Consider the following 23,440-nt stretch of genomic DNA (forward strand, 5'->3'; position numbering starts at 1 on the left):
GCTGTTTCCCCGCCGCATCGCCGGGGTTACCCGAGCGGAACGCTGACCTCAGCGCGCGGATTAAGCGCCCGTGAGGCGTTCCTCAAGGCCGGCTTAAGGATCATCCGCGGGGCCCGGAGCGGGTCCTCGCGGCCCGGGCGGGCCCCTAGCGTGAGCGCCATGCGAGATGCGGCGGTGCGGGTCAGGGGCGGGATGCTGGGCGGGGCGGGGGTGGTGGCCCTGCTGTGGGCGGCGCAGGTGCGGCCCTCCGCCCGGCTCGACGCGCTCTTCGCCACCGCCGCCCACCTGACAGGGCTGCTCGCCGGGTACGGGGTGCTGGTGCTGCTGTTCCTGATGGCCCGGGTGCCCGCCGTCGAGCACGGGGTCGGCGCCGACCGGCTCGCCCGCTGGCACGCGCTCGGCGGCCGGTACGTGCTGCTGCTCTGTTTCGGCCACGGGCTCCTCGCCCTCCTCGGCTACGCCGTGCACCAGGACGCCGACGTGGTCTCCGCCGTCCGGGACCTGCTCGGCTACCCGGCCGTCGCCGCCGCCGCGGCCGGTACGGGGCTGCTGGCCGCCGTCGGCGTCAGCTCCGCCCGCGCCGTACGCCGCCGCGTCTCGCACGAAACCTGGCGCGGCGTGCACCTGCTGGTCTACCTCGCCGCGGCGCTCGCTTTCGGCCACCAGCTCGCCGGGCCCGATCTCGCGGTCGCCGCCTGGTTCTGGGCCCTCGCCCACGCCACCGTCGCCGTGCTGCTGGTCTGGTACCGCGCCGTGGTCCCCGTACGGCAGGCCCTGCGGCACGCGCTGCGGGTGGGCGAGGTACGGGCGGAGGGGCCCGGGGTGGTGTCCGTCGTCATGTACGGGACGCACCTGGCGGAACTGCGCGCCGAGCCCGGGCAGTTCCTGCGCTGGCGCTTCCTCCAGCGCAGGCTCTGGCACACCGCCCTGCCGTTCTCGCTCTCCGCGCCGGCTGGCGGGGGAACCCTGCGGATCACGGTGAAGGCGCTCGGCGGCCACTCCCGCCGGATCCGGCGGCTGCGACCCGGCACCCGGGTCATCGCCACCGGACCGTTCGGGGCGCTCACCGCCGCCCGGCGGACCCGGCCCAAGGTGCTGCTCATCGCCGGCGGCGTCGGGATCACCCCGATGCGGGCCCTGTTCGAGACGCTGCCGGGCGGGCCGGGGGACCTGACCCTGCTCTACCGGGCCGGGGCCGAGGAGCAACTCGTACTGCGCGGCGAACTGGAGGCCATCGCCGCCGAGCGGCAGGCCGGGCTGCACTACCTGCTCGGGCCGTCCGGCGCCGCGTACGATCCGCTGGCCCCGCAGGCGCTGGCGGCGCTGGTGCCGGACCTGGTGGAGCACGACGTGTACCTGTGCGGGCCGCCGGGGATGGCGGAGGCCACCCGGTCCGCGCTGCTGCGGGCCGGGGTGCCGGCCGGGCGCGTCCATTCCGAGTGCTTCAGCTTCTGATCTTTGCCCCGTCCGTCCGTTCGTCCGTCCGTCCGCGAGAGGGCATAGCGCGTCATGCGTCACCCGCTGCACGTTCCGTTGTCTGTCCCTGCGACCGTGGCCGCGCCCGCAGGCGTGCCCGGGGCCCGGCACCGCAAGCCGCGCGGGCCGTCCGCCCTGCGGGCAGGGGTGGCCGCCCTGGCCTCCGTACCGCCCGGGCGGCGGCTGGCGGCCGGGCTGGGGCTGGCCAGCGTGCTGGCCGCGACCGTACTGACGGCGGCCGTGGACCCGGCGGCTCCGGTGGCCCCGGACCGGGTGCCGGCCCGGGAAACCTCAACCTTTGCGCAAGTTTCCGGGGATTGATGAGTGGTGCACCCATCGGCTTCGTAGGGTCAGGACGTGCCTGACATATCAACGACCATGATCATCGTGCTGTGCGTGGCCGCCGCGGCGGCCGGCTGGATCGACGCGGTGGTGGGCGGCGGCGGACTGCTGCTCCTGCCCGCCCTGCTGCTCGGACTGCCCAACGCCCACCCCGCCACTGTGCTCGGCACCAACAAGGCCGTGGCCATCGTGGGCACCGCGGGCGCGGCCGTGACGTACGCGCGCAAGGCGCCGGTGGACGTGAAGCTCGCCGTCCGGATCGGACTGGCCGCGCTCGCCGGCTCGATGGGCGGCGCCGCGCTCGCCGGGGGCATCAGCAAGGACGCGCTCCGCCCGCTGATCATGCTGGTGCTGGTGGTGGTCGCCGGCTTCGTGATCTTCCGGCCGGCCTTCGGCACCGCCCCCGGCGCCACGCCCGTCAGCCGGCAGCGCGTGCTGCTCGCCATCGGGCTCGCGGGGCTCGGCATCGGCTTCTACGACGGCCTGATCGGTCCCGGCACCGGCACCTTCCTGGTCCTCGCCCTGACCGCGCTGCTCCACCTCGACCTGGTCACCGCCTCCGCCACCGCGAAGATCGTCAACTGCTGCACCAACGCCGGGGCGCTCGCGATGTTCGCCTACCAGGGCATGGTGCTGTGGCAGCTGGCCGCGCTGATGGCCGTGTTCAACCTGGCCGGAAGCATGGTTGGGGCGCGGATGGCGCTCAAGAAGGGCAGCGGGTTCGTGCGGGGCGTGCTGCTGACGGTGGTGTCCGCGCTGGTGATCAAGCTGGGCTTCGAGCAGTGGGGCTGAGGCTCAGTACGTCGCCGTGAGGTGGGCGAAGACGACCACGTTCCCCCGGTAGCCGGTGCGGTGCGAGAAGCCGCCGCCACAGGTGATCACCCGGAGCTCGGCGCGCGGCGAGGGCCCGTAGACGCGGGAGTCGGGGAAGGCGTCGGCGTCGTAGACCTCGATCGCGTGGACGGTGAAGACGGCCGTCCGGCCGTCGGCGCGCGGCACCTCGATGGCGGCGCCTCGGCGCAGTGCGCCGAGGTTGTAGAAGACGGCCGGGCCGGTGGCGTGGTCCACGTGCCCGGCGATGACGGCCGTGCCGGTGGCGCCGGGGGTGGTGCCGTCGCGGTACCAGCCCGCGAGGTCCCGGCGGGCCGGCGGGGGCACTTCGAGGCTGCCGTCGGGGTCCAGGCCGAGCCCGGTCAGCGGGGCGTCCACGCGGATGGAGGGGATCCGGATCCGGGTGGGCGGGGAGCCGGGGAGGGGCGCGATGCCCGGGCCGTAGTCGGCCGCGCGGGCGCTGAGGGAGTCGGCGGGGGAGGGCTGCGGGGGCCGGACCGGTTCGCTGGAGCCGCTGCCGACGAGCCAGATGCCGACGCAGGCGGCGAGCGCGAGGAGCCCGCCGCGGCCTGCGCGGCCGCCGGGTCCGGCGGGTCCGCCGTGTCTGCGGGGTCCGCCGCGTTTGCCGGGTCTGCCGGGTCTGCCGGGTCTGCCGGGTCTGCCGGGTCCGGCGTAGCCGGAGGTGCCCATGCCTGCCCCCTGGGGTGTGCGTACGACTGGCCGTCGCCCGGCCCCGCGAACGGGGGGACCTCGCGGGGCGGGCAACGGGGGACGGTACCGGTCGGACCGCGGCCGAAGCCGCGGTGGGCGCCCGTCAGCTCCGCGTGCCGCTCGCCCGGCGACGCAGGAGCCAGGTACCGCCGGCGGCGGCCGCGGCCAGGACGGCCACTCCCGCCGCGATCTTGGCGGGGTCGGTGGTGGTGGTCGTCCCACCGCCGACCCCGGTCTTCACGTGGCCCTGCGGGCCGCGCTCGGTGACGACGAGGTCGCCGGTGGCGAACTTGCCGTTGGCGCAGGTCGCGCCGATCTCGTAGGTGCCGGGAGGGGTGTCGCGGGCGACCTGGAACTGACCCACGACCACCTCCTTGTGCGTGCCCGGGACCAGCTTGAAGCGGCCGCCGCCGATGGTGCTGGCGTCGCCGTCGGCGTGGCTGCCGTTGCCGCAGGCGGAGGTGTTCGCGGTGACGGTGCCGCCGGGGGCGGCGGACTTGGGCCAGACCTCCAGGGAGGCGAAGTCGCCGGGAGCGAAACCGGTCAGGCCGGGCACGCCGAGTTCGGCCGCGGCGACCGCTCCGGCGACCGGGCCGGCGAAGGCGACGGCGGTCAGCGCGGAGGCGGTGAGCACGTGGGCGGTGCGTCGGCGCATGGGGGGCTCCTGGGTGACGCGGGGTCGTGTTCCGAGATAAACCGGGGTGCGGGGTTCGCGCCTGCTGAGGTTGCGTCAGATTTGTGGGCCGGTGTGCGTTGACGCAGGTCAGGGTGGGTGAGGCGGTGTTCGGGGTGGGAGGGCCGTCCGGGTGGGCCCGCGGGGGCCGGGGGCGGGCTGCACCCCACCCCACCCCCGGCCCCCGCGGGCGGGGAGACTGGGGGTGTGTTCGATGCGGCGCGAGGAGTGGGGGCTATGGCAATGGGAGGCGGGGAGACGAGTGGGGAGCTGCCGTTCTTCGTCTACGGGACGCTGCGGCCCGGTGAGGTGAACCACGATCTGTTCCTCAAGGGCCGTACCGCCGCCGAGGAGGCCGCGCGGCTGCCCGGCGCGCTGCTCTACGACGGCCCCGGGTACCCGTACGCCGTTCCGCGGGCGGGGTCGGAGATCGTGGGCGAGCTGATCACCGCCGCCCCGGGGACGTACGGGAGGCTGCTGGCCGAGCTGGACCGGCTGGAGGAGTACCACGGGCCCGGCCGGCCGCTGAACGTCTACGACCGGGTTCGCAGGGAGGCGGTCCGCCCGGACGGGACCAGGGTTCCCGCCTGGGTCTATCTGGCCGCTCCGCTGCTGGAGCGGCGGCTGCGCGAGTCCGGTACCGAGATACCGGGCGGGGACTGGTTCCGGCGCTAGCTCAGAGGCCCTCGGCGCCTCGGTTGCGCAGGCGCTGGCCGTACTGCTGGAGGACCCACAGCTCCTCCTGGACCGCCGCCAGTTGTTCCGCCGGGGCGTGCGGACCCAGGCGGGACATCGTGCCCTGGATCTCGTGCACCCGGCGGTCGACCGCGCGCAGGCGGACCTGGACCAGCTGGACCCCCGCGTAGATCTCGTCCACCGTCTTCGCGTGGATCGCCTCGACCGCGAGCTCCGTCACCAGGGCCCGGACGGTGTCGTTCGGGGCGGCCGCGCGGACCCGGGCCAGGTAGTCGTCCGTGCCCTGCGAAGCGCCGCCCGCGTCGAGGATGGCCTGGCGGACGGCGGCGTAGGGCGGCGCGGTGAACTCGTCCATGCCGTAGGCGTCGAAGGCCGGGGAGACCAGGGCGGGCCGCTGGAGCGCCAGCTTCAGCAGCTCGCGCTCGGTGCGGTGGGCCGGGCTGCGCAGGTTCAGCGCGGGACCGCCCGCGGGGGCGGCGGGCGCCTGGGCGGCGCCCTCGTAACCGGAGGAGGCGCGGCCGCGGGACGGCGGCGGCTGCTGGCCGCCCCGCTCGCGGGCCCAGCGGGCCAGCTGCGCCACCCGCTTGACCACGAACTGCTCGTCGCGGATGCCGAGCATGCCCGCCAGCTGGACCGCCGACTCGTGCTGGATCGCGATGTTCTTGATGTTGGCGACGACGGGCGCGGCCTCGTCGAGCGCGGCCGCCCGGCCCGCCGGGTTCTCCAGGTTGTGCCGGGCCACGATGTGCCGCAGCGCGAACTCGAACAGCGGGGTACGGGCCTCCACGAGCCCGGACACGGCCGCGTCGCCCTGCGCGAGGCGCAGGTCGCAGGGGTCCATGCCGCCGGGGGCGATGGTGATCGAGGTCTCGGCGGCGAACTTCTGGTCGTCCTCGAAGGCCCGCAGGGCCGCCTTCTGCCCGGCCGCGTCGCCGTCGAAGGTGAAGATCACCTCGGCGGTCGCGTTGTCCATCAGCAGGCGGCGCAGGATCTTGATGTGGTCCCCGCCGAACGCCGTGCCACAGGTCGCGATCGCGGTGGTGACCCCGGCCATGTGGCAGGCCATGACGTCGGTGTAGCCCTCGACGACCACGGCCCGGGAGGTCTTGGCGATCTCCTTCTTGGCCAGGTCGATGCCGTAGAGCACCTGGGACTTCTTGTAGATCGCCGTCTCCGGCGTGTTCAGGTACTTGGGGCCGTTGTCGTCGTCGCGCAGCTTGCGCGCGCCGAAGCCCACCACCTCGCCGCTGATGTCGCGGATGGGCCACATCAGCCGGCCGCGGAAGCGGTCGATGGGCTTGCCGCTGCGGCTGTCCTGGGCCAGGCCCGAGGTGATCAGTTCCTTGTCGGTGAAGCCCTTGCCGCGCAGGAAGCGGGTGAGGTGGTCCCAGCCGGCCGGGCTGTAGCCGACGCTGAAGTGCTCGGCGGCGGCCTGGTCGAAGCCGCGCTCCGCGAGGAACTTGCGGCCGATCTCGGCCTCGGCGCCGCCCAGCTGGTCCACGTAGAACTGCGCGGCGGCCTTGTGCGCCTCGACGAGGCGGATGCGCTCACCGCGGCCGCTGGTGCCGGCGGTGTAGCCGCCCTCCTCGTACCGCAGGGTGATGCCGGCCTGGCCCGCCAGCCGCTCGACCGCCTCCGAGAAGGAGAGGTGGTCGATCTTCATGATGAAGTCGAGGGTGTCCCCGCCCGCCTGGCAGCCGAAGCAGTGGTAGAGACCCTTGCCGGGGCTGACCTGGAAGGACGGGGACTTCTCGTCGTGGAAGGGGCAGAGGCCCTTGAGGTTGCCGCCGCCCGCGTTGCGGAGCTGGAGGTAGTCGGAGACCACGGCGTCGATCGGGACCGCGTCCCGTACCGCCTTCACGTCGTCGTCGTTGATCCGTCCTGCCACGCGTGAAGTCTACGGCCGGGCGGGGGCAAACCCGTCAGGCCCCCTGCGCCTGCGGCAGGGAGCTCAGCGGAACCGACGGGTCCGCCAGCGCCTCGCGATTGACCGGGGACTTGGACCTGATCAGGGCCTGGATCTGATCCGTGACATCCCACACATTTACGTTCATCCCGGCGAGCACCCGCCCCTCCGACAGCCAGAAGGCGATGAACTCCCGCTTGGCCACGTCCCCGCGGATCAGCACCTGGTCGTAGCCCCCCGGCGGCGCGTACCCCGAGTACTCCAGACCCACGTCGTACTGGTCCGAGAAGAAGTAGGGCACCCGGTCGTACGACACCTCCTGCCCCAGCATCGCCCGCGCCGCCGCCGGGCCCCCATTGAGCGCGTTCGCCCAGTGCTCCACCCGCAGCCGGGTCCCGAGCACCGGATGGTGGGCGGCCGCCACGTCCCCCACGGCGAAGACGTCCGGATCGGACGTGCGCAGCGAGGCGTCCACCGCGATCCCGCCGCCGTGCTCCCGGTCCACCAGGGCCAGCCCGGAGGTCTCGGCGAGCGCGGTGCGCGGCGCGGCCCCGATCGCCGCGAGCACCGCGTGCGCCGGGTGCTCCTCCCCGTCGTCCGTACGGGCCGCCAGCACCATGCCGTCCTGGCCGATGATCTCCGTCAGCCGGGCCCCGAAGTGGAAGCGGACCCCGTGGTCCTCGTGCAGGTCCCCGAAGAGCCGGCCGATCTCCGGGCCGAGCACCGCGTGCAGCGGGGTGGGCTCCGGCTCGACCACCGTGACCTCCGCCCCGTACCCGCGCGCCGCGGCGGCGACCTCCAGGCCGATCCATCCGGCGCCCGCGACCAGCAGGTGGCCGTTGTCCCGGCCGAGCCGCGACAGCGCGTTGCGCAGCCGTTCGGCGTGCGCCAGCCGGCGCAGGTGGTAGACCCCGGCCAGGCCCGTGCCCGGGATGTCCAGGCGGCGCGGCTCGGCGCCGGTCGCCAGCAGCAGCTTGTCGTAGTGCAGCGCGGTGCCGTCGCCGAGGACGACCTTCTTCTCCTCCCGGACCAGGTGGACCGCGGGCTGGCCGAGGTGCAGCTCGATGTCGGAGCGCGCGTACCAGGACGCCTCGTGCACGAAGACGCTCTCGCGCTCCTCCTTGCCCGTCAGGTAGCCCTTGGACAGCGGGGGCCGTTCGTAGGGATGGTCGCGCTCGTCCCCGACCAGGATCACCCGGCCCGTGAACCCCTCGGCCCGCAGTGTCTCGGCCGCCTTCGCCCCCGCGAGTCCCGCGCCGACGATGACAAATGTCCGGTGTGCGTCGACCACCTGATGCCTCCTCATAACCTCACCGCCATGTGCGACCACATGCGAGCGTCCCGCACTGAGCCTGCCGCGTGAAGGGGCAGTGGCCCGATCGGCTCACCCGTCGGCGCGTCGAGTGCGGTGGGTGAGGCGGTCGTGAAGGGAGCGTGCGGCGGCGTCGGTGAGGGAGGCGATCTGGTCGATGACCGCGCGTTTGCGGGCCTTGTCGTCCGCCGCGGCGTCGAAGACCGCCCGGAACTGCGGGTCCAGCCCCTCGGGCGCGCGGGCGCTGAGCGCCTCCGCGAGTTCGGCCAGGACGACGCGCTGGTCGGCGCGGATCCGCTCCTGCTCGTCGCGCTGCATCACGTACAGATCGGCGACCGCCTTCAGCACCGCGCACTCGTTGCGCGCGGCGCGCGGGACGACCAGCTCCGCCGCGTACCGGGTGAGCCGGCCGGAGCCGTACGCCGCGCGCGTGGCGCCCTCGGCGGCCAGGCAGAAACGGCCGATGAGCTGGCTGGTGGCGTCCTTGAGACGGGCCTGGGCGACGGCCGAGCCGTCGTACCCGTGCGGCCACCACTCCTCCTCCATCAGCCGGTCCAGGGCCTCGCGCAGCTCCTCCGGGTCGGTGTCGGCCGGGACGTACCGCCCGATGGCGACCCGCCAGATCGCGGTCCGCTCGGGCTCGGCGAAGAGCAGGTTGGGATCGAGGTGGCCCGCGTGCAGGCCGTCCTCGAAGTCGTGGACGGAATACGCCACGTCGTCCGCCCAGTCCATCACCTGGGCCTCGAAGCACTTGCGGTCCGCGGGCGCGCCCCGGCGCAGCCACTCGAAGACCGGCAGGTCGTCCTCGTACGCGCCGAACTTGACCGAGCCGGGGTCCGTGGGGTGACCGCCGCGCGCCCACGGGTACTTGGTGGCCGCATCCAGCGAGGCGCGGGTCAGGTTCAGGCCGACGCTGACGAGCTCGCCCGTCCCCGGATCGGGCACGAACCGCTTGGGCTCCAGCCGGGTCAGCAGCCGCAGCGACTGGGCGTTGCCCTCGAAGCCGCCGCAGTCCTCGGCGAACTCGTTGAGCGCCTCCTCGCCGTTGTGGCCGAAGGGCGGGTGGCCCATGTCGTGCGAGAGGCAGGCAGCCTCGACCAGATCGGGGTCACAGCCGAGCGCCGCGCCGAGCTCACGGCCGACCTGGGCGCACTCCAGGGAGTGCGTCAGGCGGGTGCGCGGGCTCGCGTCCCAGTCGTAGGAGCGGGTGCCGGGGGTGACGACCTGGGTCTTCCCGGCGAGGCGGCGCAGCGCGCCGGAGTGCAGCACCCGCGCGCGGTCGCGCTGGAAGGCGGTGCGGCCCGGGCGTTTGTCGGGCTCGGCGGCCCAGCGCTCGGTGTCCGACGGGCCGTACACGCCGTTGGGGCCGTCGGGTCGGTGGGGTGCGGTGGTTGCTTCCGGGCCTTCCATGCCTCAGACGGTAACCGCAGACACCGACAATCGGAGCAATCCGTCCCGGCGGGACCTTCAGGCGGTGGCCAGTTCCCGCTGGTCCCCGGCTGTGGACGCCGCCAGCGCGGCGTCATAGCGCCGCAGCACCAGCCGGGCCAGCGCCGGATGGGCCCCCAGCGGCGCGGCCGCCGCACCGGGCGCGGCCGCCGCGCACTGGGTGGCGAACCGCCCGGGCGCGGTGAAGTACGAGGCCACCGCGACCCGGTGGTGACCCCGCGCGGCCAGCGCCCGCACCGCGTCGGGCACGGTCGGGGCGGCGGCGCAGGCGTAGGCCGCCACCACCGCGACCCCGCCGAGCCGCTCCGACAGCAGGGCGGCGCTGCGCCGGGTGTCGGCGGCGGAGTCCGGATCGCGGGATCCGGCCGCGGCCAGCACCACGGCCGCCCCCGGGGTCCACCCGGCCTCCAGCAGCCGGTCGTACAGGGCCTCCACGAGCAGCGGGTGCGGGCCCAGCGGGGCGGCGATCCGGGTCCGCAGGTGCGCGGCCCGGGCGGCGCTCGCGGGCAGGTCCCGCTTGACGTGGTGCCCGCGCCCGAGCAGCAGCGGCACCAGCACCGCCGAACCGGAGACCTCCCGCAGGGCGTCGCCGAGCAGCGGCCGGTTCAGCTCGATGTGCCCGAGGCGGACATCGAGGCGGGGCCGGAGCTCCCGGACCCGGTCGAGGAGGGCTTCGACGGCGTGCGGTGCGCGCGGGTCCCGGCTTCCGTGGGCCACGGCGACGAGGGTGGGCTGCATACGTGGACTCCGGGGTGCCGGTCCGCCGTCCTGTGCCACGGGCGCAGGCCGCTGAGCTGCGTGCCGAGCTGGGCGGTGATCCGGCCCAGCAGCTCCGCGGTTGTGGCGGGGGGAAGGGGGAGGGTCAATGACTCGGGAGGGTGCACCGGCTCCGTCATGAACCGATCCTGGGGGTTCGAGGTTGCCGTGGCGTTGCGCCGGGATGACGGGTCTTTTCCACCCGCTCACGGCGGCCCCGGCGCGCGGCTGAAACCGCGCGCTCCCCCCTGGCGTCCTGACCAGCGGATCACCGGATCACCGGATCACCGGACGACCGGACCGCCGGACCACCGGCCAGGACAGCCGGCCCGGCCATCACACCCAGGGGGAACGGGAGATGCGCGCACCGCGCCTGACCGAGATCGCGCGCCGGGCGCGGAAACCGCTGCCGCGCACCGTGCGGGCCCGGCGGCGGGCCGTACAGGCGGTGATGGCCGGGTGCGTGCTGGCGCTGCTGCCCTCCGCCTGGACGCACGTGGTGGCCGCCGACCGGCTGCGCACCACCGCCGGGGCCCCGTCGGCCGAGGTGGCCGTGGTGTTCGGGGCGGGGCTGTGGAACGGGCGGCCCACCCCGTACCTGGCCAACCGGCTCGACGCGGCCGCCGAGCTGTACCGCGCGGGCAAGGTCAAGGTCGTGCTGGTCAGCGGGGACAACAGCCGCACCGGGTACGACGAGCCCGACGCGATGCGGACGTACCTGACCGCCCACGGGGTGCCGGGGGAGCGGATCGTCAGCGACTTCGCCGGCTTCGACACCTGGGACTCCTGCGTCCGCGCCAAGGAGATCTTCGGCGTGCACCGGGCGGTGCTGATCAGCCAGGGCTTCCACATCCACCGGGCCGTCGCCCTGTGCGAGGCGGCGGGCGTCGACTCGTACGGGGTCGGGGTGGCCGACGCGCACGACGCGACCTGGTACTACGGCGGCACGCGCGAGGTCTTCGCCGCCGGAAAGGCGGTGCTGGACGCGGTGTTCGAGCCGGAGCCGCGGTTCCTGGGGCCGAAGGAGGAAGGGGTGTCGCGGGTACTGGCCGCTCTGGCGGACTGACGCCGCCGTCGGCCGGGCCCCGGAGCCCGCACCCGAAAGAGTCTGCTCGGACATGCGTCCGGTAGGCATCGGGCCTTCCGGCGGGGGGTAACCATCCGGTCACGCACCGGACTCAGAAAGTGCTCGCACGCCCCTCGTGGCGGCGATGTGCCGTACCCCACACTGAGGTGCGGTGCTTGAGTCCTCGGAGCCCCTGGAGGTCGCCCCCGTGCAGACCCAGACCCTGACCGTGAACCTGAGCGGGCCCGCCCTCGGCGCCGACGGCGCCGAGGCGGACGAGCCCGAGGCCGAGGCCGAGGCCGTGGAAGACGAGCCCGAGCCCCTGGAGCTGATCGAGCAGGTGCCGCAGCAGCGCAAGCGCACCGCCGACAGCGGGAGCGGATCGGGGCCCTCCGCCGACCTCTTCCGGCAGTACCTGCGCGAGATAGGCAGGATCCCGCTGCTCACCGCGGCGGAAGAGGTCGAGCTCGCGCGGCGCGTCGAAGCCGGACTGTTCGCCGAGGAGAAGCTCGCCGGCCACACCGATCTCGACTTACAGCTCACGCTCGACCTGGACAAGCTCGTCGTCATGGGCCGGATGGCCAAACGCCGCCTCATCGAGTCGAACCTGCGGCTCGTGGTCTCCGTCGCGAAGCGCTACGTCGGCCGCGGCCTCACCATGCTCGACCTGGTCCAGGAGGGGAACCTCGGTCTGATCAGGGCCGTTGAGAAGTTCGACTACGCGCGCGGCTACAAGTTCTCCACGTACGCGACCTGGTGGATCCGCCAGGCCATGTCCCGGGCCCTCGCCGACCAGGCCCGGACCATCCGCGTGCCCGTGCATGTCGTCGAGCTGATCAACCGCGTCGTCCGCGTCCAGCGCCGCATGCTCCAGGAACGCGGGTACGAGCCCACCGCCGAAGAGGTCGCCGTCCACCTGGAACTGACCCCCGAGCGGGTCCTTGAGGTACTGCGCCTCGCCCAGGAGCCGGTCTCGCTGCACGCACCCGTCGGCGAGGAGGACGACGTCGCCCTCGGCGACCTCATCGAGGACGGCGACGCCGCCTCGCCCGTTGAGTCCGCCGCGTTCTTCCTGCTGCGCGAACACCTGGAAGCCGTGCTGTCCACGCTCGGCGAGCGGGAGCGCAAGGTAGTCCAGCTCCGGTACGGGCTCGCCGACGGCCGCCCGCGCACGCTGGAGGAGATCGGACGCATCTTCGGCGTCACCCGCGAGCGCATCCGGCAGATCGAGTCCAAGACCCTCAACAAGCTGCGCGACCACGCCTTCGCCGACCAGCTCCGCGGCTACCTGGACTGACGGCGGCCGCCGCCGCACACGCGGAAGGGGTGCCCCCCGTACGAGGGCACCCCCAGCGGTGCGGTCCGCGGTCCGCGCGTGCGGCCGCGCCGCCGCCTAGTCGACCTCGGCCACCGCCTGCGCGAACTGCGCCGTGTACAGGCGCGCGTAGGCGCCGTCCGCGGTCAGCAGCTCCTCGTGCGAGCCCTGCTCCACGATCGAGCCGTTCTCCATCACCAGGATCACGTCCGCGTCGCGGATCGTGGACAGCCGGTGCGCGATCACGAACGACGTACGGCCGTGCGCGAGGCGCGTCATCGCCTTCTGGATCAGCACCTCGGTACGGGTGTCCACCGAGCTCGTCGCCTCGTCGAGCACCAGGATCACCGGGTCCGACAGGAACGCCCGGGCGATGGTGATCAGCTGCTTCTCGCCGGCGCTGACGCCCGCGCCCTCGTCGTCCAGCACGGTGTCGTAACCGTCCGGCAGGGTGCGGACGAACCGGTCGGCGTGCGCGGCCCGCGCCGCCTCCTCGATCTCGGCGCGCGTGACCTCGCGCGACGCCCCGTAGGCGATGTTCTCCGCGATCGTGCCGCCGAACAGCCAGGTGTCCTGGAGCACCATGCCGATGCCCGTGCGCAGTTCCTCGCGGGTCATCTTCGCGATGTCCACCCCGTCCAGGGCGATCCGGCCGCCCGTGACCTCGTAGAACCGCATCAAGAGGTTGACGAGCGTGGTCTTGCCGGCGCCCGTCGGGCCGACGATCGCGACCGTCTGGCCCGGCTCCACCGTCAGTGACAGGTTCTCGATCAGCGGCTTGTCCGGCTCGTAGCGGAACGCCACCTTGTCGAGGGTGACCTGCCCGCGCAGCAGCTCCGGGCGCTCCGGGACCTCGACGTCCGGCTCCTGCTCCCGCGCGTCCAGCAGCTCGTACACCCGCTCCGCCGAGGCGACGCCGGACTGCACCAGGTTCGCCATCGAGGCGACCTGCGTCAGCGGCATCGAGAACTGGCGCGAGTACTGGATGAAGGCCTGCACGTCACCGATCGACAGGGTGCCCGAGGCCACCCGCAGACCGCCGACCACCGCGATCAGCACGTAGTTGATGTTCGAGATGAAGAACATCACCGGCTGCATTATCCCGCTGACCAGCTGCGCCTTGAACGAGGCGCGGTACAGCGCCTCGTTCTGCTCGGCGAAGACCGCCGCGGACTCCTTCTGCCGGCCGAAGACCTTGACCAGGTTGTGGCCCGAGTACATCTCCTCGATGTGCGCGTTCAGCGTGCCGGTGGTCTTCCACTGCGCCACGAACTGCGGCTGCGACTTCTTGCCGATCTTCGCCGCGACGAACACCGACACCGGCACCGTCACCAGCGCGACCAGCGCCAGCAGCGGCGAGATCCAGAACATCATCGCCAGCACGCCGACGATCGTCAGCAGCGAGTTCAGCAGCTGCCCCATCGTCTGCTGGAGCGTCTGCCCGATGTTGTCGATGTCGTTCGTGGCCCGGCTCAGGACCTCGCCGCGCTTTTGCTGGTCGAAGTACGACAGCGGCAGCCGCGACAGCTTCCCCTGGAGCTCCTCGCGCATCCGGTACACGGTGCCGTTCATGACGTGGTTCGACAGCCGCGTCGCCACCAGCATCAGCAGGCCCGCCAGCGTGAAGACCACCAGCGCCCAGATCGCCACGACCCCGACGGCCCCGAAGTCGATGCCCTGGCCGGGGGTGAAGTCGGTGCCGGACAGCATGTCCGCCATCCCGCCGTGACCGTCCGCGCGCAGCTTGTCCAGCGCCTGCTGCTTGGTGATGCCGGCCGGCATCTGCCGCCCCACGATCCCCGCGAACACCAGGTCGGTGGCCTGCCCGAGGATCTTCGGCCCGACGACCGCGCAGCCGACGCTGCCGACGACCGCCACGACCATGCCCCACAGCTTGGCCCGGTCCTGCGTGAGCTGCTTCAGCAGCCGTTGGCCCGAAGCCTTGAAGTCCAGGGACCGCTCGTTCGGTCCCATCATCATCCGTCCTCCGGGCCCGCTCATGCGGCCTCCGCCTCCGTCAGCTGGGAGAGCACGATCTCCCGGTAGGTCTCATTGCCGGCCATCAGCTCGTGATGGCGCCCCTCGCCCACGACCTCGCCCTCGTCGAGGACGATGATCCGGTCGGCGTCACGGATCGTGGAGACCCGCTGCGCGACGATGACCACCGTCGCGTTCTCGGTCTCGCGGGCCAGCGCCGCGCGCAGCGCCGCGTCCGTCGCGTAGTCCAGGGCCGAGAAGGAGTCGTCGAAGAGGTAGATCTCCGGGCGCTGCACGAGCGTGCGGGCGATCGCCAGCCGCTGGCGCTGGCCGCCGGAGACATTGGTTCCGCCCTGGGTGACGGGTGCGTCGAGGCCGCCCTCCAGCTCGGACACGAAGTCCTTCGCCTGCGCCACCTCCAGCGCCTGCCACAGCTCCTCGTCGGAGGCGTCCGGACGCCCGTAGCGCAGGTTGGACGCGACGGTTCCGGAGAACAGGTACGGCTTCTGCGGGACCATGCCGACCGTCTTCGCCAGCAGTTCCGGGTCCAGGCGGCGTACGTCCTCCCCGTCGACCAGCACCTCGCCGCCGGTCGCGTCGAACAGCCGGGGCACCAGGCCCAGCAGCGTGGACTTGCCGCTGCCGGTGGAGCCGATCACCGCGGTGGTCTCGCCGGGGCGGGCCACCAGGTCCACCCCGCGCAGCACCGGGGCCTCGGCGCCCGGGTAGCGGAAGTCGGCGCCGCGCAGCTCCAGGCTGCCGCGGCGCAGGAGCTTCGTGACCGGGTCGGTGGGCGGGACCACGCTGGACTCGGTGTCCAGGACCTCCTGGATGCGCTCGGCGCAGACCTCGGCGCGCGGCACCATCATGAACATGAAGGTGGCCATCATCACGGCCATCACGATCTGCATCAGGTACGCGAGGAAGGCCGTCAGCTGGCCGATCTCCATGCCGCCGCTGTCGATGCGCATCGCGCCGAACCAGATGACGGCGACGCTGGAGATGTTCACGACCACGATCACGGTGGGGAACATCAGGGCCAGCAGCTTGCCGGCGGCCAGCGAGACGCCCGTGAGGTCGGCGTTGGCCTCCCGGAAGCGGTCCTTCTCGTACTCGTCGCGGACGAAGGCGCGGATCACCCGGTTGCCGGTGATCTGCTCGCGCAGCACCCGGTTCACGGTGTCCAGGCGCTCCTGCATCTGCCGGAACAGCGGCCGCGTCTTGAAGACGATCGCGCCGACCGAGACGCCGAGCACGGGCACGACCGCGAGCAGCACGCCCGACAGCTGTACGTCGAGGGAGAGCGCCATGGCGATGCCGCCGACGCACATGATCGGGGCGGAGACCATCAGGGTGAAGGTCATCAGGACCAGCATCTGGACCTGTTGGACGTCGTTCGTCGTACGGGTGATCAGCGACGGGGCGCCGAAGTGGCCCAGCTCCCGGGCGGAGAAGCTCTGCACCCGGTCGAAGACGGCGGCGCGGACGTCCCGGCCGACGGCCGCCGCGGTACGGGCGCCGAAGTAGACGGCGCCGATGTTGCAGCCGAGCTGGACGAGCGAGACACCGAGCATGAGAGCGCCGAAGCGCAGGATGTAGCCGGTGTCGCCGTTGACCACACCCTTGTCGATGATGTCGGCGTTCAGCGTCGGGAGGTAGAGGGTCGCGCTGGTCTGCAGGAGCTGGAGCAGGACCAGGAGGGCGATCGGTTTCCGGTACGGACCCAGATGGGTCCGCAGAAGTCGTATGAGCACGCGCAGGCTCCGGTCGGCAAGATCGAGGGGGTTCAGTCCATCTTGAGCCACCGCGAGGCCCGATCCCCAACCCTTTTCGCAAAGGCCGGTCAAAAGGAGTACCCGCCCGCCGGGAGTCCTTAAGCCGCGCCTTCCCGACCGCGCCGTCGCTAGAACGCCCCGGGGTGGATCTGCTCCCGCGTGGTGACGTACTGCTGGCGCACCGCCCGCCAGGCCGGCAAGTCCTCGTCCGGCTCGAAGACCTGCGCCGCCGGGGCCGGCCACACCGGCGGGGTGTGCGGGGCCAGCGTGCCCTGCTGCGCCCCGAGCGCCCACGCGGCCTGCCGCGCCGCGCCCAGCGCCGCGTAGTCGGCCGGCGCCGGCACCACGATCTGCGTCCCGAACAGCCCGGGCGCGAAGGCCTGTACGGCGGGCAGCCCGGCCGCCGCGCCCAGCAGGAACACCCGGCGGATCTCGACGCCGCGCGAGCGCAGCACGTCGAGGGCGTCCACCAGCCCGCACAGCATGCCCTCGAACGAGGCCCGGGCCAGGTGCTCGGGCTTCATCGAGTCCCGCCGCAGCCCGGACAGGGTCCCGGCGGTGTGCGGCAGGTTCGGCGTCCGCTCGCCCTCCAGGTACGGCAGGAGTACGAGGCCGTGCGCGCCCGGGGTCGACTTCAGCGCGAGCTCGGACAGCCCCTCCAGATCGGTGCCCAGCAGTTCGGCGGTGCCGCGCAGGGCCCGTACCGCGTTGGAGGTGTTCACCACCGGCAGGTGCATGCCGCTGGCGTCGGCGAGGGAGGTGATCAGCCCGCCGGGCTCCGAGAGGGCCTCGTGGTGGACGGCCATCACGGAACCCGAGGCGCCCAGCGAGACCACCGCGTCGCCGGGGCCGAGGCCGAGCCCGAGGGCCGCGGCCATGGTCTCGCCGGTGCCGGCGGAGATCAGCAGCCCCTCCGGGGTGGTCCCGGCGGCGTCGGCCGGGCCGAGCACCTCGGGCAGCAGGGCCATGTGCCCGAGCGCCAGCTCGACCAGGTCGGGGCGGTAGGAGCCGGTGGCCGGGGACCAGTAGCCGGTGCCGGAGGCGCCGCCCCGGTCGGTCGTCCGCCGGGCCGGCCGGCCCAGCAGCTGCCACACCAGCCAGTCGTGCGGGGACATCAGCACGGCCACCCGCCGGGCGGCGTCCGGCTCGGCGCGCGCCAGCCAGGCCAGCTTCGCCAGGGGCTGCGCGGAGTGCGGGACCGACCCGACGGCCTCGGCCCAGGCGCGGCGACCGCCGAGCGCGTCGACCAGGTCGACGGCGGCGACCTGCCCGCGCTTGTCGTTGCCGACCAGGGCGGGACGCACCAGGGCGCCCTGCGCGTCCAGCGGCAGCACGCCGTGCTGCTGGGCGGAGACCCCGATGGCCTGCACCCCTTCGAGGAGCCCGCCGCCGGCGGCCTCGCCGAGGGAGAGCAGCCACGCCTGCGGATCGGTGTCGTGTGGGTGCGCGCCCTCCGGTTCCCCCGCGGGCTGCGGATGGGGCGCGTAGCCCTGGCGCAGCACGGCACCCGTGTCGGTGTCACAGACGACGATGCGAGTGAAGGCGGACGAACTGTCCAGCCCGGCGACTATCCCCATGCGGAGAATTCTGCCGCACGGGGCTGCGGGCTCCACCGGCGCCTCGGGCCCGCGGGTGCCGGTGGAGCCCGGTGCCTCAGGTGTTGCTCGTACCCCAGTCGTCCTCGGTCGCGCCGGCGCCGCCGCCGGCCCGGCCCCGCAGCCCGCGCACCCGTCCGGCGAGCGAATCCGGCACCGCGTCGCCGACCTTGTCGCTCACGGCGGCGAAGGCCTTCCCGGCGACCTGCCGGCCGGCCTGCCCGGCGCTCTCGGCCGCGTTGCGCACCGCCGGGTTCTGCGCGACCTGCCGCGCGGACTTCCGCAGCTGCTCGTACCGCTCGCGCCCCGCCCGGGTCCCGAGCACGTATCCCACGCCCAGGCCGAGCGCGAAAGCGATCTTGTACCGCATGCCTGCCACCCTTCGTCGTGTGGTGCCCGGCCTGCTTCCGATACCGATTGGCGGAGCACCCCCCTGCTTGCGCTAATCTATGACTCGCAGCGAGCGCCCGCCCCCCGGAATCACCGGAGGTGGGCTGTTCGGTGCACCGCAGCAATCCCCTGTAGCTCAATTGGCAGAGCAGCCGGCTGTTAACCGGCAGGTTACTGGTTCGAGTCCAGTCGGGGGAGCGCAGTCCCCTGTAGCTCAATTGGCAGAGCAGCCGGCTGTTAACCGGCAGGTTACTGGTTCGAGTCCAGTCGGGGGAGCGTGGAAGGAGAGGGCCCCGGGTGGGTCCTCTTCTTTTTTTGTCCCCTGGAACGGAACCGGGCAGCCCTCAGCGCGGTCTCTCTGAACAGGCGAAGCCGATCATGCGAGGCATCCGAGGCAGGAGATCGTATGAGCGGCTATGCTGCGGCAGACGGCGCGCACACATGTACGCGCCACGCCGTAAAGGGGCGGTAGCTCAGCCGGTTAGAGCAGCGGACTCATAATCCGTCGGCCGTGGGTTCGAGTCCCACCCGCCCCACTCCAGAGCTGGTCCGCAGAAACGTTGCGGCCGGCCGGTCCGGTGCCCCGCTCGGTTGGATCGACGGGGCACCGTCGCGTTTCCGGGGCCGCGATGGCTAGAAGTTCTCCGTTTCGTCCGCCAGGTGGCGCAGGACGTCGTTCAGGTCCTGGCGGCGGGCGTAGGCCGCGCGTTGGCGGTGGGCGCCCGAACCGTCGCGGAGCAGGCCGGCCATGGTCTTGGCCGCGTGATCGAGGTCACCGGCGACGGCCAGGTCCGCGGCGACGTGGTCGAGCAGGGCCTCCGCGAGGCCGGCCGCCGGGAGTTCCGCGCCCGTGTACGGGTCCAGGCCGAAGCCCTCCAGCCCGTCGTGGGCGGCCCGCCAGCGGGCGAGGCGGAGCACGTCGTCCCGTATCGCCGGTTCCGGGCGGTGCTCGGAGATCTCCTGGAGCGCCTTGGCCACCAGGGCGCGGGCCAACTCGGCCTGGAGGACGGCCGTGTCGAGGTCCGGGGACATGTCCGGCGCCCGGATCTCCAGCGTGGGCCAGTGCCCGGACGGCCGCAGGTCCCAATAGACCATCTTGGTGTCGAGGGCCGCCCCGGAGCCGAGCAGGTTCTGCACCGAGCGCCGGAAGTGGGCCGTGGAGGTGAAGTGCGGGGGCAGTCCCGCCGAGGGCCAGCCCGCCCAGGCCATCGCCCGCCAGCTGGCGTGGCCCGTGTCGCGTCCGCCCCAGAAGGGGGAGTTGGCGGCCAGCGCGATCAGCGTGGGCAGCCACGGTCTGACCCGGTTGGACACCGCCACCGCCGTGTCCACGTCGAGGGTGCCGATGTGGACGTGCCGGCCGCAGCTGACCAGGGTGTCGGTGAGCGCGCCGAACCGCCGGTGCTGTTCGCGCTGGCGCGGCTCGTCGTCGGTCAGGTGCAGCGGCCCCTCCAGGGCCACCACCGGCGAGGGGGCGGCCAGCAGCCGGCAGCCGTGCGCGCGGGCGGCCCGGGCGAGGGTGCGCCGCAGGGCGGCGAGCTCCGCGCGCAGGGTGACCGCCGAGTGGGCCACCGGCGTGGAGATCTCCACCTGGTAGCGGGTGCCCTCGGGGTGCAGCTCGTGCGGGAGCCCGGCGGCCGTGTCGAGGACGAGCGGGGCGGCCGGGACCACCCGGAGGGTGCGGGTGTCGACGAGGAGGAACTCCTCCTCGACCCCGACGGTGAGGGGGCCCGTACCGGTCGTGGTGCTGGTGCTCGTGGTGCTGTTGCCAGGTTCGATCACTGCGCCTCCCTGGACATACGAGTCTTTTCATCATGAGCTGATCGGGAGGCGGGGAGCGCACGCCGATTCAGTCAAATGTCAGGTGATAATGGCGAGTTAGCGGCAAGCGGCTCGCCGCGCTGGGGCCGCCGGTCCGCGAGGGTCGGCTGTTGCGGGTGCGTGAACGGGGACCGGGCCCGCCCGGGGCCCGGACGGGCCGCTGGTTATCATCCGTTGTGACTGGTACCTCCACGGAACCCCGCCCCAGGCCGCGCATATTCGCGGATCTGACCCCGCTCCGTTCCTCGCCGCACTACCGGCGGCTGTGGTTCGGCGGCACCATCTCCTGGATGGGCCAGGCGATGACCGCCCTCGCGGTCTCGCTCCAGGTCTACGAGATCACCGGCTCCAGCTTCTCCGTCGGACTGGTCGGCCTCTTCTCGCTCGTCCCGCTCGTCGCCTTCGGGCTGTACGGCGGGGCGATCGCCGACACCGTGGACCGGCGCAAGCTCGGCCTCTACAGCTCCACCGGCCTCGCCGTCCTGTCGGTCGTGCTGGCCGGGGCCGCGCTCATGGACTACCACCGGGTCTGGCTGCTGTACGGGATCGTCGCGCTCCAGGCGGTCTGCGGGGCGCTCAACGGGCCCGCCCGGTCCGCGATGATCCCGCGCCTGCTGCCGCCCGAGCAGCTGCCCGCCGCGAACGCGCTGAACTCCGTCACCATGACCTCCGGGACCATGCTCGGCCCGGTGCTCGGCGGGGTCATCGTCGGCTGGTGGAGCTACCAGGCGGCGTACCTGATCGACGCCGTGACCTTCGCGGCCGCGCTCTACGCGATGTGGCGGCTGCCCTCGATGAAGCCGGACCGGGCGGAGGGCAAGCGGGGCAGGGCCTCCGTCCTCGACGGGCTGCGCTTCCTCGGCACCCGCCCCAACATCCGGATGACCTTCTTCTCCGACCTGGCCGCGATGGTGCTGGCCCACCCGAGGGCGCTGTTCCCGGCCGTCGCCGGGCTCTGGTACGGCGGCGACGCCAAGACCGTCGGCCTGATGATGGCCGCGCCCGCCTTCGGGGCGCTGCTGGGCGGCCTGTTCTCCGGCTGGCAGGGGCGCATCCGCCGCCACGGGCTGGCGATCCTGCTGTCCGTGGCGGGCTGGGGGCTGGCCGTGGCCGTCTTCGGGCTGACCCGGAACCTGTGGCTCGGGCTGTTCTTCCTGGCCCTGGCGGGCTGCGCCGACACCGTCTCGATGGTGTTCCGCACCACCATGCTCCAGGCCGCGACCCCGGACAAGATGCGGGGACGGCTCCAGGGCGTGTTCATCGTGGTCGTCGCGGGCGGACCCCGGCTCGGCGACTTCCTCGCCGGCACCGCAGCCGACCTGACCTCCCCGCGCGTGGCGATCACGGGCGGGGGGCTGGCGTGCGTGCTGGTCCTGGTGCTGCTCGCGCTGCGGTGGCGGGGCTTCGCGCGGTACGATGCGAGGTCGCCGGAGGCGTGAGGCGGCGCCCGGACGGGACGGCGCTCAGGCGAGCCAGAGCACACCGTGCCGGTGACGTGCGGGCAGGACGTCCGCGTCCTCGGCATGGCCGAGGAGCAGAACGGAGCGGACGTCCGCGCGCAGCCGCTGCCGGGCGCGGCGCTCCTCCTGCGCGGCCATGACGGCCACCGAGGAGTCGCGGAGGTAGCGCGGCAGCCGGCGGACCGTGACGTGGCGCCGGAGGGCCTGCGGCCGGGCGCGGCGGCCGGCCCGTGCGGCCTCGGCGAGGCAGCGGGCGCTGAACCGCAAGTCGCGCACGAGCTCGGTGTGGACGAGCTCGGTGTGGACGTGCTCGGCGTTGACGTGCTCGTCGCGGAGCGCGGCGTCGGGCGCCGGTACGCGGCGGGAGCGGATGTGGTGGGCGGTGCGTGACATGGACGGCTCCGGGGACGGGCCGCCAGGCGGGTCCTGGCGGTACCTACCGGAAGCCGCGCGGGCCGTCTCCGCGCGGGCGGCGGCTCATCGGGCCGGACCAGGACGGTGGGGGGCGACGACGCCGCGGGCCACGCCCAGGGCCACCAGGTCCTGGGGGCGGATGCGGAGCTGGTCCGCCGTGGCGGGGGCGTCCGACGGGGGGCGCTTCAAGATGGCCGCCGCCAGCTCCGGGGCGATCACCGAGAAGTAGCTGTCCGGCGTGACCCACGTGTTCCCGGGCGCGGCCAGCGCGAGGGCCCCGCCGGAGCCGCCCTCGCCGATCAGGAGCGTCGTCACCGGCACCCCGGCCGCCGCGACGGCCGCGAAGGTGTCCGCGATGGCCGCGCCGGCGCCCGCGCGTTCCGCCGCGGCGTCGTTGGCCGCGCCCGGGGTGTCCACCAGGGTGAGCACCGGGATGCCGAGCCGGTCCGCGAGCCGGATGACGCGGGCGGCCGTACGGTAGCCCGCCGGGCGGGTCGCGGTGCCGCACTGGGCGGCGTACGCGATCGCCCGCCCCTCCCGCAGCCCGAACCCGCACAGCATCCCGGGGTCCGTGCCGCCGGCCCGGTCGCCGGAGAGCGGGCGGCGCAGGTCGAAGTACGCGTCGAGGTACGCCTCGGCCCGCGGGCGGTCCGGGTGGCGGGCCTGGGCGACGGCCTCCCAGCCCGTCTCCGGAGCCCGCCCTTCGCCCCCGGAGCCCAGCGCCGCCGGGGGGTCGGCCGGCTCGACCGGTCCTTCGGCGCGGGGCCCGGCCAGCAGCCGGAGCCAGTCCGCCAGCACCTCGGGGAACTCCGCGGCCGCGACGACGGCGTCGACGTGCCCGGCGGCGTACTGGCCCTCGGCGGTGTAGGCCGCCGGGTCCGCGTCCGCCGGGCGCACCCGTGAGCCGGCGAAGCCGACCTGCGCCCCGGGCAGCGCGAGGACGACGTCGGCCCCCGCCCCGAGGGTGGCCCAGCCGCCGCCGGTGGTGGGGTCGCGCAGGACGGAGATCTGCGGGAGCCCGGCGGCCCGGGTGAGCACGGACTGCCGGGCCACGCGCTGGAGCTGGGTCAGGGCGAGCATGCCCTCCTGCATCCGCGAGCCGCCGGTGGCGATGAGGGAGACGAGGGGCAGCCGGTGCTCGCGGGCGTGGGCGTAGGCGGCTTCGAGCCGGTCCCCGGTGCGTTCGCCGAGGGACCCGCCGAGGAAGCCGAACTCGAAGGAGATCAGGACGGCTTCGCGGCCGCCGACGCGGGCCGTGCCGGTGACGACGGACTCCTCCTCGCCGGTCCGCCGTGCGGCGCGGGCGCGGGACTCGTCGTACCCGGCCCAGCCGAGCGGGCCGTCGGGGGGCGAATCCCGGTGGGGCGCGGGGAGTTCCGCGAAGCTGCCGGTGTCGGTCACGGAGGCGATGGCCGCGCGGGCCGGGAGACGGGTCGTCACGCCTCCACCCTAGGCGCTCCCTTGGCGGCCCCCGCGGC

20 protein-coding genes and 3 tRNA genes are annotated in these 23,440 nt (G+C 73.6%); 10 read left to right on the forward strand and 13 right to left on the reverse strand.

All coding sequences use genetic code 11. The features are described 5' to 3' along the window. Positions 1-159 precede the first annotated feature (159 nt). The 3 genes from IE248_RS20655 to IE248_RS20670 all read left to right on the forward strand — a co-directional run bounded on the left by IE248_RS20655 (position 160) and on the right by IE248_RS20670 (position 2,610). Positions 160-1,455: a ferredoxin reductase family protein gene (locus tag IE248_RS20655; RefSeq protein WP_100583498.1), complete on the forward strand. Its 1,296-nt coding sequence runs from the start codon at positions 160-162 to the stop codon at positions 1,453-1,455. Between the two features lie 96 nt (positions 1,456-1,551). After that, entirely contained in the window at positions 1,552-1,797 is a 246-nt protein-coding gene (locus IE248_RS20660) for a hypothetical protein (protein WP_143196397.1), read from the forward strand. A 36-nt stretch (positions 1,798-1,833) separates the two neighbouring features. Continuing rightward, positions 1,834-2,610 (forward strand): sulfite exporter TauE/SafE family protein, encoded by a 777-nt coding sequence (locus IE248_RS20670; protein ID WP_008739252.1) that lies wholly within the window; start codon positions 1,834-1,836, stop codon positions 2,608-2,610. A 3-nt stretch (positions 2,611-2,613) separates the two neighbouring features. Here IE248_RS20670 and IE248_RS20675 read toward each other — a convergent pair whose 3' ends face one another. Together IE248_RS20675 and IE248_RS20680 are read right to left on the reverse strand one after the other, a co-directional pair. Beyond that, complete coding sequence (locus IE248_RS20675) at positions 2,614-3,339, reverse strand: class F sortase (protein ID WP_190031347.1); 726 nt, start codon at positions 3,337-3,339, stop codon at positions 2,614-2,616. A 124-nt stretch (positions 3,340-3,463) separates the two neighbouring features. After that, positions 3,464-4,015, reverse strand: a complete 552-nt coding sequence (locus IE248_RS20680) for a GVDTG sorting domain-containing protein (RefSeq protein WP_073799490.1) — start codon at positions 4,013-4,015, stop codon at positions 3,464-3,466. Positions 4,016-4,276: 261 nt separating this feature from the next. Here IE248_RS20680 and IE248_RS20685 point away from each other — a divergent pair, with 261 nt between their 5' ends. Further along, on the forward strand, positions 4,277-4,708 hold the full coding sequence (locus IE248_RS20685) for a gamma-glutamylcyclotransferase family protein (protein ID WP_008739249.1): 432 nt from the start codon (positions 4,277-4,279) through the stop codon (positions 4,706-4,708). Position 4,709: 1 nt separating this feature from the next. Here IE248_RS20685 and dnaG read toward each other — a convergent pair whose 3' ends face one another. The 4 genes from dnaG to IE248_RS20705 form a co-directional block, all read right to left on the reverse strand. After that, positions 4,710-6,617 carry a DNA primase gene (gene dnaG / locus IE248_RS20690; RefSeq protein WP_008739247.1) on the reverse strand — a complete coding sequence of 636 codons (1,908 nt, stop codon included), beginning with the start codon at positions 6,615-6,617 and terminating at the stop codon, positions 4,710-4,712. A 34-nt stretch (positions 6,618-6,651) separates the two neighbouring features. Then, a complete protein-coding gene (locus tag IE248_RS20695; protein WP_008739246.1) occupies positions 6,652-7,926 on the reverse strand; it encodes an NAD(P)/FAD-dependent oxidoreductase in 1,275 nt (424 codons plus the stop codon). 93 nt (positions 7,927-8,019) lie between these two features. After that, on the reverse strand, positions 8,020-9,357 hold the full coding sequence (locus IE248_RS20700; protein WP_100583496.1) for a deoxyguanosinetriphosphate triphosphohydrolase: 1,338 nt from the start codon (positions 9,355-9,357) through the stop codon (positions 8,020-8,022). 57 nt (positions 9,358-9,414) lie between these two features. Further along, a complete protein-coding gene (locus tag IE248_RS20705) occupies positions 9,415-10,134 on the reverse strand; it encodes a sirohydrochlorin chelatase (RefSeq protein WP_073799493.1) in 720 nt (239 codons plus the stop codon). Positions 10,135-10,510: 376 nt separating this feature from the next. Here IE248_RS20705 and IE248_RS20710 point away from each other — a divergent pair, with 376 nt between their 5' ends. Together IE248_RS20710 and IE248_RS20715 are read left to right on the forward strand one after the other, a co-directional pair. Continuing rightward, entirely contained in the window at positions 10,511-11,218 is a 708-nt protein-coding gene (locus IE248_RS20710; protein ID WP_190031348.1) for a SanA/YdcF family protein, read from the forward strand. 172 nt (positions 11,219-11,390) lie between these two features. Beyond that, on the forward strand, positions 11,391-12,515 hold the full coding sequence (locus tag IE248_RS20715) for an RNA polymerase sigma factor (protein WP_073799494.1): 1,125 nt from the start codon (positions 11,391-11,393) through the stop codon (positions 12,513-12,515). 96 nt (positions 12,516-12,611) lie between these two features. Here the strand turns inward: IE248_RS20715 and IE248_RS20720 are convergent, their stop codons facing one another. The 4 genes from IE248_RS20720 to IE248_RS20735 form a co-directional block, all read right to left on the reverse strand. Beyond that, positions 12,612-14,534: an ABC transporter ATP-binding protein gene (locus IE248_RS20720; RefSeq protein WP_190031349.1), complete on the reverse strand. Its 1,923-nt coding sequence runs from the start codon at positions 14,532-14,534 to the stop codon at positions 12,612-12,614. Further along, positions 14,531-16,264 (reverse strand): ABC transporter ATP-binding protein, encoded by a 1,734-nt coding sequence (locus IE248_RS20725; RefSeq protein ID WP_190031350.1) that lies wholly within the window; start codon positions 16,262-16,264, stop codon positions 14,531-14,533. Before IE248_RS20725 ends, IE248_RS20720 begins: the two co-directional genes overlap by 4 nt. A gap of 149 nt (positions 16,265-16,413) precedes the next feature. After that, on the reverse strand, positions 16,414-17,862 hold the full coding sequence (locus IE248_RS20730) for an FGGY family carbohydrate kinase (protein WP_037797571.1): 1,449 nt from the start codon (positions 17,860-17,862) through the stop codon (positions 16,414-16,416). A 76-nt stretch (positions 17,863-17,938) separates the two neighbouring features. Then, a complete protein-coding gene (locus tag IE248_RS20735; RefSeq protein WP_073798183.1) occupies positions 17,939-18,250 on the reverse strand; it encodes a hypothetical protein in 312 nt (103 codons plus the stop codon). 145 nt (positions 18,251-18,395) lie between these two features. On the opposite strand from IE248_RS20735, the gene IE248_RS20740 reads away from it, so the two are divergent. From IE248_RS20740 to IE248_RS20750, 3 genes are all read left to right on the forward strand, one after another. After that, positions 18,396-18,468, forward strand: a tRNA-Asn gene (locus tag IE248_RS20740). A 5-nt stretch (positions 18,469-18,473) separates the two neighbouring features. Beyond that, positions 18,474-18,546, forward strand: a tRNA-Asn gene (locus tag IE248_RS20745). Positions 18,547-18,732: 186 nt separating this feature from the next. Beyond that, a tRNA-Ile gene (locus IE248_RS20750) sits at positions 18,733-18,806 on the forward strand. 97 nt (positions 18,807-18,903) lie between these two features. On the opposite strand, the gene IE248_RS20755 is transcribed toward IE248_RS20750, so the two are convergent. Beyond that, positions 18,904-20,049 carry a carboxylate-amine ligase gene (locus tag IE248_RS20755; protein WP_190031351.1) on the reverse strand — a complete coding sequence of 382 codons (1,146 nt, stop codon included), beginning with the start codon at positions 20,047-20,049 and terminating at the stop codon, positions 18,904-18,906. A 215-nt stretch (positions 20,050-20,264) separates the two neighbouring features. Here IE248_RS20755 and IE248_RS20760 point away from each other — a divergent pair, with 215 nt between their 5' ends. Beyond that, on the forward strand, positions 20,265-21,527 hold the full coding sequence (locus IE248_RS20760; RefSeq protein ID WP_190031352.1) for an MFS transporter: 1,263 nt from the start codon (positions 20,265-20,267) through the stop codon (positions 21,525-21,527). A gap of 24 nt (positions 21,528-21,551) precedes the next feature. Here IE248_RS20760 and IE248_RS20765 read toward each other — a convergent pair whose 3' ends face one another. Beyond that, positions 21,552-21,941 carry a hypothetical protein gene (locus tag IE248_RS20765; protein ID WP_229895422.1) on the reverse strand — a complete coding sequence of 130 codons (390 nt, stop codon included), beginning with the start codon at positions 21,939-21,941 and terminating at the stop codon, positions 21,552-21,554. Between the two features lie 84 nt (positions 21,942-22,025). Continuing rightward, on the reverse strand, positions 22,026-23,402 hold the full coding sequence (locus IE248_RS20770) for a carboxyl transferase domain-containing protein (RefSeq protein WP_190031353.1): 1,377 nt from the start codon (positions 23,400-23,402) through the stop codon (positions 22,026-22,028). Between the last annotated feature and the right edge of the window lie 38 nt (positions 23,403-23,440).

Origin of the sequence: Streptomyces goshikiensis (genome assembly GCF_014650555.1) — a bacterium.
In the GTDB taxonomy this organism is placed as follows: domain Bacteria; phylum Actinomycetota; class Actinomycetes; order Streptomycetales; family Streptomycetaceae; genus Streptomyces; species Streptomyces goshikiensis.